We start from the raw sequence: 16295 nt of genomic DNA, 5'->3' as shown, positions 1-16295 counted from the left end.
GCGTACCAAAAGTACGCTTTTTATCATTTGCACAGCTTTTTTATAAGGCTTTCTAGCGCAAGATCACTATCCATTCCTGATTTCAAGGCTATATCGCATTTTAAGCACTCTCTATAAGCTTCTTTTAAATCTTCTTTTTTAAATAAACTGCTTTGCCTCATGAGCTCATCTACCGCAAAATAAGGAATCCCCACATAAGATGCAAAAGTCTTTTTATCCACCCATTTGCCATCAAATTTTTTGGCTTTTGCAATAAGCCTCAGTTGCCTTACAATCATTGTCAATATTATAAGAGGCATCTCACCTTTTTCCAAAAGAGCATTTAATACCCTGTAAGCTTCCTTTTCTCTTTTCATTCCTATAGCATTTACAAGGTCAAAAATATTCTGTTGCACATTAGTGGTTAACACTTCCTTCATGTCTTCAACTTTTATTTCTTCTTTGTCACAATAAAATACAATCTTGTGGATTTCATTTACAATAGCATACAAATCAGTGCCTACATTCTTTACAAGATATTCCACATTAGCTTTGCTTATTTTTTTACCGCTTTTTTTTAGCAAATATCCTGCATAATTTACTGCTTCCTCAAAAGAAAGTCTTTGAAAATACGCTATTTTACCTACCTTTTCTATAAATTTGTAAAATTTTTTCCTCAAATCTATCTTTTCACCATCTACAATAATCAAAACTGTTTTATTCTCCAGCGTATTAATTCTTTTTTCCATATAATTCGTAAGTTTTTTTAGACCCTTATCAGTCAATTTAGAAAGTTGGTCCTCTTCGTTTTTTACTACAACTAACTTGTACTCAGAAAAAAAAGGCAAAGTCTCACAGCTCTCAATAATAGCATCTACATACTCTTCTGGGTCATTTTTTTCAATGACTACATAGTTCATCTCATAAGTTTCTTCTTTTAATAGTCTTTCTTTAAACCTCTTGATAGCTTCTGACAACAAAAATCTCTCTTCTCCGTAAAAAAGATATACGTTATGTATTTCTTCTTTTTTTAAGCTGTCTATTAATTCTTTATAATTCATTATTTCACTCCTTGACAACAGTACTTATGTAAGCCTTTTTGCCATCTGTTTTTACTATAATTGCTCCATTTTTATCTGTCCTATACACTTTAGCTTTGCTTTTAAGATATTTTAGCACTCTCTCATCAGGGAGTCCATAGTTGTTTTTACCTACTTGAATAATACATACTTTGGGATTGGCTTTTTCAATGAATTCCTCAGTAGAAGAAGTACTTGACCCGTGGTGAGCCACCTTTAAAATATGAGTCTTTAGGTCCAAATTCCTTAAAATCTCTTCCGCCGGTTTTTCTATGTCACCTGTAAATAAAAACTCCATCTCCTTGTACTTTATCTTAAAAACAAGAGCATTGTTATTTATGGGATTTTCCTCTATCAAATTTGCAGGGTCAGGGTGCAAAACATATATTTCAACATCATCTATTTCGACTTTATCACCCTTTTTTAACAAAATGACAGGGATGTTTTTTGATTTTGCAGTTTCCATTATTTTCTTGAAATTATCGTCAGTAACCTTTTGTATTCCTATAAAGATTTTGTCAACTTTCATTTGCTGTAACACAGTAAGTATCCCGCCTACATGGTCGATGTCAGTATGAGATATAAAAACTCCATCAAGCTTCATAACACCTTTGTAATACAAAAATGGAAGTACCACATCTTCTCCAACATCACAAGAAGAAGTCGCAAATAAAGGTTTGCCTCCACCATCTATTAAAAAAGTTTTGCCGTGTGATGTCCTGACAAAAGTGCTGTCCCCTTGTCCTACATCCAGAAAAGTCACTTCTAAATCTTTAGGCGATAGATAATTATAAAAGAAAATTGCTATAATAAAAGTCAAGGCAATTGCAATAGAAATCTTTTTAGTTTTTTTATCAAAACTGCTCAATAGGACTGCTAAAATCCCATAATACAAACCAATCACATAAAAAGGCGGAACAATAGTGTCTATACTGGCATAAGGCAAACTGTCGAACAATTTCGTTATATACAAAATAGCTTCTACAACAGGTATATTTATATAATTTATAAAATACGACAAGTGATGAAAAATCAATCCTGTAACAGCCGATAAAAATCCCAAAACAACTGCTATATCCGCCAATGGCACTATTACAATGTTGGACAAAAGCGAAATTATGGATATATAATGAAAATAATACATGGTAAAGGGGATTGTGCCAATTTGAGCAGAAAGAGTTAAAGCAACTAAATCTCGTATTTTGGGATTTAGCATTGATAATTTTTCTTGTATCGGCTTATAGAAATACAAAATAGCTAAAGTAGCAACAAATGAAAGTTGAAAACCTACATCCCACAGCATCAAAGGGTTAAATATTAATATCACAAAAGCAGCAAAAGACAAAGAATTTATAGAATTATGTTTTTTGCCATAAGTAGTACCAATTAAAGCGATAGAAGCCATAAGAACTGCCCTTATAACTGGCGGATTTGCTCCTGTTAAAATTGCATAGAAGGTCAATACAGTTATAATGATAGGAACTTTGTACCTTCTTATGTTAAAAAGACTTAAGATATAAAGTATAAAACCTGTTATAATTGCTACGTGCATTCCTGATACACAAATAATATGTGAAATACCTGCTGTCCTAAATTGTCCCAAAGTCTCATCGTCAACAAGTTTATCTCCTAACAAAACCGATATGACAAACTTAGCATCTCTTTCGGGCATTGAATTTATGTAATTGCTTTCTATTTTCTGCTTTGCAGCGTGTACAGCCTTTTCAATAAAATTTAAATTACCTTTGCCTATAATGTCAACGGCATGCCCCTGCACCTTCATAACTGCATAAATTCCTTTTTTCTTTAAAAAGAGCTTGTAATCAAAACCTCCTGGATTTGTAGCCCTTTTAGGTATTGAAACTATCCCCCTTATACTTACAACATCTCCATCAGAAGGATATTTGCCGCCATATTGAGTCACCAGTATTTTTGGAGTCTTTGTCGGTTTCACTGTATACTTAGCGTATTCTTCATATATTTTTACATCCTCTACAGTTCCTTTTATAGTTACAAACTTATCTTGAAGTTTTAAATAGGGATTAGGGAAATTAATCGCACTGCCTCCCAAAATGACACCCACAAAAACAAAAGAAATCAAAAGAGGTAAACTTGCATTTTTCTTTTTTATGTATAACCCTAAAGATATAGCCACCGAAATTGCTAATAAAAATAAAAATACAAAGGGATGAAAAAAGTATCTACTTGCTATCATTCCTAAAGAGAGGGTTATTGTGAAGTATAAAAAAGGCACTTCCATTTTATATCACGTAAACTTCAAAATCTCTTACAATTTCTGTATTCCCAAAAACCTTAGTCGCTTCATCATAATAATCCTTAATAGAATTAAGAGGCGATAAGTGAGTTAATACTAATTTTTTACATTCAGCTTTTTTTGCAATTTCAGCGGCTTGCGCTGCAGTTAAATGGGGTCCTTGGGCTTCTTTTAAAAGGTTTCCATCACACAGAAATAAATCGGCTTTATTTGCAAAAGATATCAATTTTTCATTATAGGTAGTATCTCCACTGTACACAAAAACTTTTTCTCCTTTTTTCATTTTAACCGCATAAGTTTCTACAGGATGTGTCATCTTTTCAAAAGAAATCTCTATCCCATCTATATTCAAAGTAGTCTCCTCATTTATAATCTGCAGATTGAAGACTTCATTAAACTTAAAATCTTCAAAAACATTTTGAGGGGTTTGAGGACAATACACATTTACAGCCTCTGTTACCATCCCTCTTGCCCTCATAATATCAAGGGCATACCTTAAAACCATCATGTCGCCCACATGGTCAGAGTGTAAGTGAGAAAGGATTATGTACTTTAACTTGTCCAAGCCGTAATATCGCTGGTACCTACTTATCACTCCACTCCCACAATCCAATAAAATGTGGGTATTTTCTTCTTCAACCAAATAGCCAGAAGTAGCCCCATAAGATCCAGGAAAAGGTCCATGGCACCCCAATACTATAAGTTTCAACTGTTGTTACCTCCTTTATCATAACTTAAAAACAAATTCATATAAATCTTTGTAACTCCCACTTTGGGTTGCAACTATTTCTTTTGAGTTTCTGTTTATCATATAATCTTCAATCAAAAATGTCTTCAGCCCCAGCTTAAAAGCTATAAGGTCCTCTTCCACATCATTTCCAACCATATAGCAATTTTCCGGCTTCTTATTTATGATTTTTAATATCTCTTCATAGTATTGTATATGGGGTTTACAAAAATGCATATTTTCATAAGTAGTTATAAAGGAAAAATAACTTTCAACAAGACCTGCCCATTTAAGCCTTTCCAAAATCGCAACTTCTGGAAATACAGGATTTGTCGCCAATACAATGTTATAACCTTTTTCTTTTAAAATTTCCAATGACTTCTTGACATATTCATTGGCTTTAATACTTTTTCCCAGCTCTTTGTAGTCATTTAAATAAAAGTCATTAAAAAGAGCCACCAATTCTTCTTTGGAATAATTGACTTTTTGCAAAAAAGACTCAAAAAACGCCTCTTCATTTGTCTTATTGGGGTCCAAATTGTTTATCATATCCATACTGGCACTATAAATACTTTTAAACAGAAAATGGGGGTCAAATAGATGAGAAAGTTTTTTTGTAAGGCTTAAAAAATATTCATCCAACATCTTGTCCGTATCGACAGGAAGCAGTGTCCCATCCAGGTCAAACAAAAATGTATCTATCATCGTCATCACTCCAAATTTCTTTTCTCTATATAATGATATATTTTTATACAAAAAAAAGCAAGGTTTAAAAACCCTGCTACACTTTTTTAAATACCTCTAATCGAGATATCAGACGTATCAAAATATAACCTATTATGATACTTGCAAAACCTTGCACTAAATTACTTGGCACATCAACTAATGAAGTTTTAAAACCGTACATAATCCCTCCCGCAATGTAATAACCAAATACCATCCATAATGCCCCTATAGCAAGGGAAGCAATTTTTAAATACTCATTACTGTATTTTTTATACATGAGTCCTACAAATAAACCTTCTACTCCTTTAATTATAAAAGTCCACGGCGACCAATAAGCATATCCTGACAATAAGTCCGCAAGAGCCGAACCAATTCCCCCTGTGATAAGCCCCATCACAGGACCAAATAAAGTAGAACTTAGGAATATAAAAGAATCACCCACATTTATATAGCCTTTTGTGGCAGGAGTGGGTATTTGAATGACCATAGTACCAACAGTGATTAATGCCATCATAAAAGCTCCATATACTATTTTTTTAACATTGTTTTGCTCCATAGTCACACCTCCAATAAATATATGCATTATGGCTATATTATACTATACAATTGTAATGATTCAATCATAACAATGTAATAACAAAAAAGAGACCGCAATAAAACAGTCTTAGACTGTAGCAAAGTCATTTTTAATAGTCTCTGCTTTTATGCGCAAAGTGCATCGCGGAAGTATCTTAGTGTGCCTTGGCTTGTCATCCTGAGCCGAAGGCAAAGGATCTCAGACGGGAAAGAAATACCTAAGAGATTCTTTAGGGTCTGAGATCCTTCGTCGTGCTCCGCAGACCCTTCGCTTCTCTCAGGCTTCTGCTGCGCACTCCTCAGGATGACCCATGAAAGAAAGAAAGCGAATTCGGAAGCTGCCCAAAACGAACCTTAGGCACACTTAGATACGTGAGCCTGCACTTAAGCATAAAAGCAGGAGGCTTTAAATCCAATAAAAAGGTTTATCAACAAGCTTGGGACTGAAATAAAGGAATCCTACCTTTTATTTTTAAAAAATTTCACTATCTCCATCGCCAAAAAGGGTGTAACTGACATTGCAACGATTATATCCCAGTCATAAATATTAATATTTCTAAGTCCAAATATAGTGTTTAAAGGAGTTACAATTAGAATAACTTGTAACAAAATCGCCACTATCAAAGCAAAAACCATATATTTGTTTGTAAATAATCCTATCTTAAAAAGGGATTTGTCCGACCTTACATTTAAAGCTTGAGCAAGCTGCGATAAAGTCAACACTGCAAAAGCCATTGTTCTTGCAGTCTCTATATTTTGCTTAAGTCCTATTATAAAAGCAATTAATGTAACCAATCCAATTAACATACCTTCAAGCGGTATTCTATAGGCCAATCCTCCTGCAAAAATACTTTCTCCTTTTTGTCTAGGTTTTTTCTCCATTATATCTTTTTCCGGCGGTTCAAATCCAAGAGCAAGAGCTGGCAGGCTATCAGTTATAAGGTTCACCCATAGTATATGTATGGGTTTTAAAGGCATCGGCATGCCTAATATTGTAGCAATAAACAGTACAACTATTTCGCCTAAATTACAGGTTAATAAATAATGGATAGCTTTTTTTATGTTTGTAAATATGGTCCTGCCTTCTTCTATTGCTGCAACTATTGTCGCAAAATTGTCATCAGTTAAAACCATATCTGCTGCTTCTTTTGCCACATCGGTACCAGTTATACCCATTGCAACTCCAATATCCGCCTGTTTGAGGGCAGGTGCATCATTTACACCATCGCCTGTCATTGCTACCACAGCACCGTTTTTTTGCCACGCTTTTACAATTCTCATCTTGTGCTCAGGAGATACCCTTGCAAAAACAGATATTCTTTTTATCCTTTCCTTTAATTCTTCATCAGAGATTCTGTCAAGGTCTTCGCCTGTTACTGCTTCATCATTATCCTCAAGAATTCCAAGCTCCCGTGCTATCGCAGAAGCCGTTATCTTGTGATCACCTGTTATCATAACAGGTTTTATTCCTGCTTTTTTACATATTTCAACTGAATGTTTGGCCTCGATTCGCGGCGGATCTATCATGCCAATAAGCCCTATAAATATCAAATCTTTTTCCATTTCATCGCTGCTCAAATTTTTAGGTATTTCTTTGATATCTTTATAAGCAACTGCAATAACTCTTAAAGCTTCTTTTCCCATTTCTTCGTTGATAGAACTTAACTTATTCTTTTCTATTTCATCAAAGGGTAAAATCTTATTTTCTTTCAAAATATATTTACACCTTTTTATGATATTATCAGGCGCTCCTTTGGTAATTAATCTAAAGTCCCCTTTATCCATAATATGTATTGTTGACATCATTTTTCTATCCGAATCAAAGGGAATTTCTGCAATTCTTGGAAATTCTTTTTCTATATCGGCTTTTTTTAGGCCTACCACATCATTTAGCAGGTTAACAATCGCAACTTCCGTAGGATCGCCAATTCCTTTTCCTGTTTCATCTATAAAAGCATCAGTACATAATGCAGCATTTTTTAAAAGGAAATAGTCCTCCTGTTTTACTTCATCTTCTTTAACATTCACTTTTCTATCGTTAATATAAAGTTTCACAACTGTCATCTTGTTCTGTGTAAGGGTTCCTGTTTTGTCAGAACAAATAACACTTGTACTGCCAAGCGTTTCTACAGCCGGAAGTTTCCTTATTATCGCATTTTTCTTAATCATCTTTTGTACGCCAAGTGCAAGCGTAACAGTTATAATAGCAGGAAGTCCCTCAGGAATCGCTGCAACAGCAAGGCTTACAGCCGTCATAAACATATCAAATGCTGGTCTTTTTTGAAGTACTCCTATTGCAAATATTATTGCGCTTATGAGTATGGCAGCCGTTCCTAAATATTTGCTCAATTCCTCAAGTTTTAATTGAAGTGGCGTTTTGACATCCCTTTCGTCTTCTATCAAACCGGCTACTTTCCCCATTTCGGTATCCATACCTGTAGCAGTTACAATAAATTTTCCTCTACCGTAAGTAACAGTAGTTCCCATGTAAACTAAATTAAATCTATCACCCAAAGGTATATCCTCTTTTTCTATTACTGTATCAACTTTTTCAACAGGTACTGATTCACCAGTTAATACTGATTCATCTACTTTAAGGTTTTTAGCCTCCACCAATCTTCCATCTGCAGGTATAATATTTCCTGCTTCTATTAATACTACGTCTCCTATTACAAGAGAAGATGCTTCAACTTCCATTACTTTTCCATCTCTTATTACTTTTGCAAGAGGTTGAGACAATTTCTTAAGAGCTTCAAGAGACTTCTCAGCTTTGTTTTCCTGAATCGTTCCTAATAATGCATTTAAAATTACTATAGCTAATATTATAACAGCATCCGTTGTTTCTCCGAGAAAAAAAGATATAATTGAGGCAATAATAAGAATTAACACCATATAATCTTTAAACTGTTCAAGAAATAATGAAAATATTGATTTCTTTTTCTTTTCTTTTAAAGCGTTTTTACCATATTTTAATAACCTTTCATTAGCTTGCTCTTGTGTCAATCCATTTTTATCATCAGTTTCTAATTCTTTTTTTATCTCTTCTACATCCATATTCCAATATCTTTTCATTAGCAGCCCTCCTTTAAAAATTTTTGCAAAATAAAATAGACCCTTACTTTGTAGTATCCCACAAAGTAAAGGTCTCACTCGCATTTTTTGCTCAATCAGCCGGGCAAAGCCGTCATGACGACTGATTGACTTGGAGTTACTCCCCTTTACTGAAGAAATTATACTATCATTTAAACCAAAAGTCAATTAGCAATATCACCTTAGTTCGTGTCAAGATTTAATAGGTAATAAGCCAACCGGTGGTGATTGAAACGCCCGGTTCTAACCAAAAGGAATTTTACACAAAAATTTGGACTTGACCCCCCTGAAACCCCCGCGGAGTCTGCTGGAAGTTATCAAATTCAACCGGCACCTCTTTTAGAATAACAGTGATGGCCTCTTTTTGGATTTTGGATAAAATCTCACGGAGGTTTATTAAGTTGCTCTTCTATACGTATTTAGGGTAATTTTTCCACATATTGTGTTTTAACCGTCTTTTTCCCCTGGCGCTTGCTTTCTAAAAGAAGCTGGTCAGAAAGGTCAATAAGCTGCTCAAGATCAGATCCCTTCTCAATCAAAAAGCGTCTGGCAATTGCTCCACCCATGCTGACGGAAACAGTCATTTTTAATTCTGACATAGAAGCTAACGCAGAGCAAAGAGAAGCAAAAATACGCTGGGCAAGAGCATTAAATTCTTCCACTTGATTAATGAGAAAGAATAGGACAAATTCATCACCACCGTACCGTCCTACAAGATCATCCTTCCTAACCTGCTGCCTCAACAATTCTCCTACCTTTTTCAGAACCATATCACCCACTGGATGTCCGTATGTATCATTTATGGTTTTGAAATTATCCACGTCCATCATCAAAGTAGCCACATAAGGAAATTCTCCCTCTTCTTCCTTGAGCAAATACAAACACCGCTCCATAAAAGACCTGCGGTTTAAAACACCTGTAAGGGGATCATAGCTAGCCAGCCATTCCAGCCGCCGCTGAGCCTGGTCAAGGAGTTTATTCTTCTCCTCTAGTTCTTTTACTTTCTGTTCTAATTCAGACATAGTTTCTCGTACCCGCAAAGCCATTCTATCAAATGAAGAGGCAATCTCGGCCAATTCGCTGGTCTGGTAAATTTTGCTTGAAAAACTATTTTCTTTTTTTGCCGGGTCGAAGCAAGACAAGCGGTCAGCCAGGTTTTTCAAGGGATATACTATTTGCGCCGCAGCCAGGGGATAAAGAAGGGTCGATAGCAATATCACCAGGATAAATGTACCTCCTAGAGGAACACATAATTGTTGCAAAGGTTCTTTCAGAAATCCTCCCACTGAAGCCCGAACGTTTACCTTAAGATTGGTTCCTGGTACCGGCACGCTAACCTCAAGGTTTTCTTTTAACCCAAAGGCCTTAAGTAACAACCCCTCCCTGGACAGGAGTTCCTCTTCTTCCCCGGCCAAATGAAGAGTAGAACCATTACTATCCTCTAGGTAAATGGCGGGCTTTTCCCTAAGCCGCAGTTTGGGCTGGTAACCAAACCCAAAAAGAAACTTGGGAGCAAAAATTTGCTCGGGCTCAGGTTCCACAGGAAGCAACGGCGCAAGCTGAGCCAAGTCTATCCTTTTTGCCAACCCATCTTTAGTAGCTATAATCATGTCCCCCTGGAAAGAGAAGAAAAATTCATCTTCTCCTAGGATGTTCTTTAGGGAAAGAGAAATATCCCGGCTCTCGTCAAAAGCTATCTGGGTCAGGTATCTATTTGCCCAAGCAACGGTTTGTAAGGTAAGGTACTTGGCGGTAGCATAGATAACCAGTAGAGTGGGAACTAGAGCAAGGACAAAAAACCATAAGGTGAATAGTTGGATTATACTACGCCTTCTCTTGTTCCCCCACATCAACCTTTTTCCTCCTTAAAAGAAAGCAGGGAAATATGTGCTTTTTGGAATAAGTAGGGATCCAGCTTTTTACCCACCATTTCCGTCATCACCTTACGAGCTTCTCCTAGACTCAAAGGAGGACGGTAGGGCCGTGGAGAAGTTAGAGCATCAAACACATCAGCTAGGGCCAAAATTCTCGCCTCCAGGGGAATGTCGCTACCTTTCAGGCCCGCAGGATAGCCCGTGCCATCCCAGGCCTCGTGATGCGCTTTGATTGCGACCAGAATACCCTTCAGGCACCGGGTACCGCGGCACCTTGTTTCCACCAGTTTAAAACTCCACAAAGGATGCTGCATCATTATTTTCCATTGGTTTTCTAATAAAGGGCCGGGGTTTTCCAAAATATGACGGGGTACCATCAGCTTACCCACGTCATGCAAGGCACCAGCCCAAAAAAGGAGTTGGGGGTCGCCGAGCCCAAGAAAGCAACTTAATTGAAAGGCATACTTTGCTGTACGCACACTGTGCATTAGTAATTCTTGGAAACTAACAAGTTCGGGGAAAAAGCGCTCTAAAAAGGAGTAAGCTCGTGGATATAAAACATTTTCATCGACCGCCAAAGCCCCCCACCGCTTATTTATCATTAAAGCTTCCCTCCATCCCAAAAAATAAGGACACAAAGACTCCTCTTATATAGGTTAGAGAGCTGGTTTTCACACCAGCAGCCAAGCCAACCCGGCAAGAGCTTTGCCGGGCAGGTCGTTGGCAGCAGCACTTTCATTGCAGCCAGCTTCAGGCCTGCATCCCAGGCGGAAGCACACACACATCAATCCCCAAAATCAATATCGCCTCTCATCTTTTCACTGCCGGAGGAGGATCCCCGCCGGGTTTTTGATAAAACCCTTCCCAGTAAGTACACAGCCCCGAAAACCAAAAGTGTGCCAATTATACCAGCAATGGATGTGGCCAGGCCTTTATGGGGGATCCCCGGGAATTGGTAGTCGGGCATAAAGGCGTGAATCAGTTCTTTGCCCTCGGCCAAATCCAGAAAGCCCTTATCTTTGGCTACACGCTCCAACCCGTCAGGGTAAGGAGAAGCAAAGGGGGAAAGAAATGCCGCCACGACCAAGGCAATCAAAAATCCCCAGAATAAATTCTTCTTCATCTCCTCTCACCCTCCACAAGACATTTCTGTCCGAAATACTCTAAGCCCCGAGCCCAAGGCACAAAACTAACTACAACTGTAGTAATTAGACCCTCGCCGATACCAATGAGAGCATGCCATCCCATCATGTCCGGCAAAACTATTCTCAAGGGCACCGTGCCGGAAAGAGCAAGCTCTAAACTGCAAGCCATAGCCCCAGCCATCACCGAAAGCCAGGAAGCCACGAAAATAGCCGCTACACGGCCGATATTTCCCCTGAAAAGGCCTACGAACAAGCGATAGGTACCGTAAGCTACCCACGGCGCAATAACGGCCATGTTCAGTACATTGGCCCCCAGGGCAGTTAGGCCGCCGTCATAAAAGAAGAGCATCTGGATTACCAGGACTGCGGTGAGTATCAACGTGGCACTCCATGGCCCCAGCAGCACAACTGCCAAAGCAGCTCCTATGAGATGACCTGAAGTGCCTCCGGCCACTGGAAAGTTGAACATTTGTGCGGCAAATATAAATGCACCCGTGATACCCAGCAGTGGCACCTGGCGTTCCTCCAGGGTCTTTTTGGTTTGGACCAACGCTCTGGCCAGCGCTCCGGCGCTTACTGCGCTAGCACCCATCCAAACTTTAGGATCTAAAAAGCCATCGGGAATATGCACTAAAATCGCCCCCTTTTTAGGATTTGTGTGAGGCCGAGGAAATAAAAATGAACGCCTCAGCCTGTACATGTAGGAACCTCCAAGGATACACGTAACGCATAAGTCCGACCTCCTCAAGTCTTCTCTTCAATCCAGCCCTCCAGTTCCAGTACCGCGTTTTGGAATCCGGTCAACTCTTCGTCTTTGCAGTTGAGGTAGCCCCGGCGGATGGCTTCAGCGATACGCCTGGCTATTTCCAGGGCGGCAAAGCGGTTGTTCTCCGCCAACCGGCGGCGCATGTCCTGGTCCAGCAGGAAGCGGTGGAGCGCCTCCCGGAAAACCCACTCGCTCACCTGGCCAGTGGTGGCCTTAAGGCCGATTAGATATTCCAGCCGCTCGGCTATTTTTTGGGCGCCATGGTACTTATGCTTCAGCATCTCATCAATCCACCTGGGGTTGAAAAGTCGCGTCCTCACCGCCCGGTCAATAGCCAGGCCCACATCGGACACTTCAACGATTTCTTCTGTAGTGTCCACCACCCACTGCTCGGGGGTCTCTCCCTTCTTTTCCGCCACGCTCCGGGAAAGCCCGCCAAAAAACTCGTAGTAATGGTCGAGGTCAGTAAATTCATACTCCGTGTTGTGCCTTACCTGCGAAACCACGTCAACTGTAGAGACAAGCCTGGCGAAGAGAGCACGGTTTTCCTCGACCTTGCCCCGATAATAGCAGTAACACATGGAACTATCATAACTTTCCACCAGATCCTTTTCTTCCCGCCAGACCCCGCTTTCCACCAGTGCCCGCATCGACGTGGCGTACTCCGTAGCATGGGGCCCGAATACTCGTGCCCGGCCGACATTACCATGTTCCGCTTCCATTTCCAAGCTGTGTTTGCGGACAAAGTTCATATCTTCCGGTTCCGGAGCATTGGCCGCCAGTTCTACTGCCTGGTTGATCAGTTCAATCTGAGGACTACATATGTCGCGGAAAATGCCGCAGATGGTCACCAGAACATCGACGCGAGGCCTGCCCAACTCCTCCAAAGGAATAAGCTCCAGTTCTTTGAACCAGGGGCTTTCCTTCCGCACCAGGCGCACGCCGAGATAAGCCAAAATTTGGGCAATGGTTTCGCCCCCCGTACTCAGGGTCTCGAAGCCCCACAGTACCATCCCTACTGTTTCGGGGTAGCGCCCGTACGTGCGGTAAAATCTCTCCAAAATGGCCTTTACTGCCTCCTCCCCGCGCTTTAGCGCCAAAGAAGTGGGAATCAGCCGCGGGTCGAACTCGTACATATTCCGGCCAACAGGGTAAACCTCGGGCGAACGCACCGGATCTCCGGCCAGGTTGGGAAGAAGGTAGCGCCCATCCAGCACTGAGAGGAGCCCCGCACTTTCCTGCGAGCGGGCAATGTTTTCCCTCACTTGGGCAAGATACTGGCCTATTTCCGGCGGCAGGGCCGTCTCATCCCCCGCCAGCCAGCGCCTGATCGCCTGGTGAACTTCGCGGTCAACAGCAGCAAATGCTTCCGGTTCCCGGGCGAGACTCTCGTAGGAAAAGCCCATTCTCTCGGCCACCATCCGGTAAAATGAGGGCACTTCCCGGTCAAAGCGCACCAGAGCCGCCAAGTAATTGACCAAATCTTCTCCCTCAAGCTGCCGGTCCAGAACGTGCAAACCTTTGGGGATAAGCCGCCTCTTCATCCGGTAAAGATAGACTTCCAATTCTGCCAAATCCCCGACAGGCATAGAGAGCACCTGCGCTTTTTCTTTAATTGCACCGGCAAGGGTCTCCTTGTCCCGGCCCTCGGCTTTCCGGTACTCAGCCAGCAGTTCCTCCAGCTCCAAGTACTCGCCGTAAAGGCCGGCAGCAACCACCGGCGGCGAGGCGTGAGAAACCGTAACCGCGTAGCTTCTCCGCTTGGCGATGGTGGATTCCGAGGGGTTCCCCACCCAGTAATAGTAGAGGTGGGGAACGTCGCCAATCAGAATGTCCGGGAAGCAGCGGCGCGATACCGGGGCCTCTTTGCCCTTGGTGAACTCCAGGGTGCCGTGCATTCCCCAGTGGATGATGCAGTCCGCCCTAAATTCTTTTTGCAACCACCAGTAAAAACAGAGGTACTGGTGGTGCGGCGGCAACTCCTTGTCGTGATAAGCTTTTTCGGGATTTTCGTGAACACCGCGCGACGGCTGCACGCCAATGAAAACATTGCCTACCACCACGCCGGGAAGCAGAATCTCGTCATTCCTGACCATTACGGTTCCCGGCGGTTCTCCCCAGTGCCTTTCGATTTGCGCCCGCAAATCTGGCGGCAGCTCACTGTACCACCGGCGGTAAACCGCCGCATCCACTGCTATCCCAGGAGGAGCCACCTGCCATTTAGGTGTGTTCGCCACGCCGCGGGATAATAGAAACTCCCCCAAATCCCCTGTCGGAATTTCTACCCGGTACCCGCAAGCCGCCAGCTTTTCGAGGAAGACCCGTAGGCTTTCCAGAGCATCGAGATAGCCGGCGCTGCCCAGCTTAGCTTCTCCCGGAGGATAATCGTAAAGAATGATGGGCACCTTTTTTTCGGCGTTAGGCTTGCGCCGTAACCCAAACCATTTACGAATTCGCCCGGCCAGCCTCTCTATTCCTTCCGGCAAGGCCTGGACTTCCTTTACTTCCCCACCCAAGATCCCGTCTTCCCCGAGGGACACGAGCCCCCCCACGTAAACCGGCTCTATGCAGCCGTCCAGCTCCGGCAACATAACGCCGAGGGTAATTTCTAGAGGATTAAGCCGGTTCTCTTTTTGCCATTCCCCTATTTCCGTCGTGTAAGACCGAAATCCTGTCAGCACCGGAACGCCAAGTTCAGACAGCAACTGGTAGGTGGGTTCGGGCGCCCCGCCGTAAGGCCCGCCGTGCAACCGGAAATACTGCAGGTTAACCACGAGGTCAACCGCCGGGCGCCCTTCGTCAAAGAAGCAGGCCCGGAGAGCTGTGAGGTTGTGTTCCGCCTTGGAAAAAACGGGGATGAGGTTGACCTCGTCTCCTAATTCCTTGGCCAGCGCTTCCACCACCGGCGTGCAGTCGTCAAAATGCATGCCGCCGTAAAAGAAAATACCCACGGCAGGCTTGCCCTCGTCCCACCCTACAGAAGTCTTAAAAGCCTTCAAGTCGGTAAAGTGGCGATCAGGAGGCCACCAGATCCCCCAGTCGGGCATTTTTTGGGGCGGCCTGACCTCTACCTTTGCCCCGCAGTATTCCCGCAGTAAGAAAAGGAGCAGGTTTTTGAGGTTCTCCTTACCGCCCTCGGCGTAATATTCGCAGGCCAGCACCCAGTTGCGCATGTGCTTAAGCTTGCCCACGGGGAGAACTGCTCCCAGTTTTTTAGCAATCTCGGCAAACTTCCTCGCTTTAAGATAAGCCTCGATGTCAAAGCGCCCCTCGCGCCGGGGGAGATCGGCTCCGGAAAAAGAACCCATCCGGGTGAGAGAAAGAATATCGCGGCTACCACCGACCAGAACCACCACCGTGGCGGTGCTCCCGGTTATTAATTCCCGGAGTCGGTCCGTGAATTCTGTCTGCCCCCGGATGTCCACGAGAATAACCCGGGCGCTTTTTACCGCTTCTTCTACCTTTTCTGGGTCAATTCTTCCCCGCTCCCAGTCGGAGAAATAGATTTTTTTGACCGAAAGAATTTCTCCATATTCCGCCCTGATCTCTAACATAGCTTCTCTTAGCTCCCGGGTATTATCAATGGTGCTGAGAATAAGAAAATCGACCATTCTTTCGCCTCCATTCTGAGACCTTGACTTTTAAGAAACTCGTCCCTGTTTTAGCCGTCTCGTCGTGCCAGGTCAATCTAAAATTATCCCTGATACGCTTTCCTAGAGCATGGCCCTGATTTCCCCCCCACCTCCTCTTCACGGATGAATATCTCGCCTAACGTGTTGACCTGGCTCGCCGGTGAACTTTCGTAGATATGGTCTTACCATAGGCCTGACCAATGCGATAATTGCTGATGAGGTTATTCAGGTAAAATGACGTATTACTTTTTGATAATTTGTAACACTGAGTATTTAAAAAAAAATTCCTCTTCAGAACCATAAAACTGATTACCTAGGTTATGAATAGTGTTTAAAATATTAAAAACCATTCAAAATTTTATTAAACATTATTCTTTATTAGGCTATGTTCAGCCTAACCGGGTGTAACCCTACACCCTCTATCCC

The 16295-nt window shown here is 42.1% G+C and carries 11 protein-coding genes; all 11 read right to left on the bottom strand.

The genetic code is table 11. The features are described 5' to 3' along the window. Positions 1-23 precede the first annotated feature (23 nt). On the bottom strand, positions 24-1040 hold the full coding sequence (gene holA, locus TKV_RS04710; RefSeq protein WP_049684953.1) for a DNA polymerase III subunit delta: 1017 nt from the start codon (positions 1038-1040) through the stop codon (positions 24-26). Between the two features lie 4 nt (positions 1041-1044). After that, positions 1045-3318, bottom strand: coding sequence for a DNA internalization-related competence protein ComEC/Rec2 (locus TKV_RS04705; RefSeq protein WP_049684952.1), 2274 nt, complete (start codon positions 3316-3318; stop codon positions 1045-1047). Between the two features lies 1 nt (position 3319). Further along, complete coding sequence (locus TKV_RS04700; protein WP_049684951.1) at positions 3320-4042, bottom strand: MBL fold metallo-hydrolase; 723 nt, start codon at positions 4040-4042, stop codon at positions 3320-3322. Positions 4043-4060: 18 nt separating this feature from the next. Next, on the bottom strand, positions 4061-4765 hold the full coding sequence (locus TKV_RS04695) for an HAD family hydrolase (protein WP_236617427.1): 705 nt from the start codon (positions 4763-4765) through the stop codon (positions 4061-4063). A 76-nt stretch (positions 4766-4841) separates the two neighbouring features. Beyond that, positions 4842-5342, bottom strand: a complete 501-nt coding sequence (locus TKV_RS04690; protein WP_049684950.1) for an ECF transporter S component — start codon at positions 5340-5342, stop codon at positions 4842-4844. 479 nt (positions 5343-5821) lie between these two features. After that, on the bottom strand, positions 5822-8434 hold the full coding sequence (locus TKV_RS04685; RefSeq protein WP_049684949.1) for a calcium-translocating P-type ATPase, SERCA-type: 2613 nt from the start codon (positions 8432-8434) through the stop codon (positions 5822-5824). A gap of 437 nt (positions 8435-8871) precedes the next feature. After that, entirely contained in the window at positions 8872-10302 is a 1431-nt protein-coding gene (locus TKV_RS04680) for a GGDEF domain-containing protein (RefSeq protein WP_049684948.1), read from the bottom strand. Continuing rightward, a complete protein-coding gene (locus TKV_RS04675) occupies positions 10302-10928 on the bottom strand; it encodes an HD-GYP domain-containing protein (protein WP_049684947.1) in 627 nt (208 codons plus the stop codon). Before TKV_RS04675 ends, TKV_RS04680 begins: the two co-directional genes overlap by 1 nt. A gap of 182 nt (positions 10929-11110) precedes the next feature. Next, entirely contained in the window at positions 11111-11449 is a 339-nt protein-coding gene (locus TKV_RS04665; protein ID WP_049684945.1) for a PDGLE domain-containing protein, read from the bottom strand. After that, positions 11446-12171, bottom strand: coding sequence for an energy-coupling factor ABC transporter permease (locus TKV_RS04660; protein WP_236617426.1), 726 nt, complete (start codon positions 12169-12171; stop codon positions 11446-11448). The genes TKV_RS04665 and TKV_RS04660 overlap by 4 nt, the downstream gene beginning before the upstream one ends. 44 nt (positions 12172-12215) lie before the next feature. Beyond that, positions 12216-15848, bottom strand: a complete 3633-nt coding sequence (locus tag TKV_RS04655; protein WP_049684944.1) for a cobaltochelatase subunit CobN — start codon at positions 15846-15848, stop codon at positions 12216-12218. Between the last annotated feature and the right edge of the window lie 447 nt (positions 15849-16295).

Origin of the sequence: Thermoanaerobacter kivui, assembly GCF_000763575.1 — a bacterium.
In the GTDB taxonomy this organism is placed as follows: domain Bacteria; phylum Bacillota; class Thermoanaerobacteria; order Thermoanaerobacterales; family Thermoanaerobacteraceae; genus Thermoanaerobacter; species Thermoanaerobacter kivui.
The sequence above is the reverse complement of the archived record's forward strand: the minus strand, read 5'-3'. Positions and strand labels throughout refer to the sequence as shown.

Excerpts from the sequence above, each read along its gene's own strand:
- TKV_RS04695 (WP_236617427.1), bottom strand. The coding sequence starts at position 4,765 with ATGATAGATACATTTTTGTTTGACCTGGATGGGACACTGCTTCCTGTC.
- TKV_RS04660 (WP_236617426.1), bottom strand. The coding sequence starts at position 12,171 with ATGTACAGGCTGAGGCGTTCATTTTTATTTCCTCGGCCTCACACAAAT.
- holA (WP_049684953.1), bottom strand. The coding sequence starts at position 1,040 with ATGAATTATAAAGAATTAATAGACAGCTTAAAAAAAGAAGAAATACAT.
- TKV_RS04665 (WP_049684945.1), bottom strand. The coding sequence starts at position 11,449 with ATGAAGAAGAATTTATTCTGGGGATTTTTGATTGCCTTGGTCGTGGCG.
- TKV_RS04680 (WP_049684948.1), bottom strand. The coding sequence starts at position 10,302 with ATGTGGGGGAACAAGAGAAGGCGTAGTATAATCCAACTATTCACCTTA.
- TKV_RS04690 (WP_049684950.1), bottom strand. The coding sequence starts at position 5,342 with ATGGAGCAAAACAATGTTAAAAAAATAGTATATGGAGCTTTTATGATG.
- TKV_RS04675 (WP_049684947.1), bottom strand. The coding sequence starts at position 10,928 with ATGATAAATAAGCGGTGGGGGGCTTTGGCGGTCGATGAAAATGTTTTA.
- TKV_RS04705 (WP_049684952.1), bottom strand. The coding sequence starts at position 3,318 with ATGGAAGTGCCTTTTTTATACTTCACAATAACCCTCTCTTTAGGAATG.
- TKV_RS04685 (WP_049684949.1), bottom strand. The coding sequence starts at position 8,434 with ATGAAAAGATATTGGAATATGGATGTAGAAGAGATAAAAAAAGAATTA.
- TKV_RS04655 (WP_049684944.1), bottom strand. The coding sequence starts at position 15,848 with ATGGTCGATTTTCTTATTCTCAGCACCATTGATAATACCCGGGAGCTA.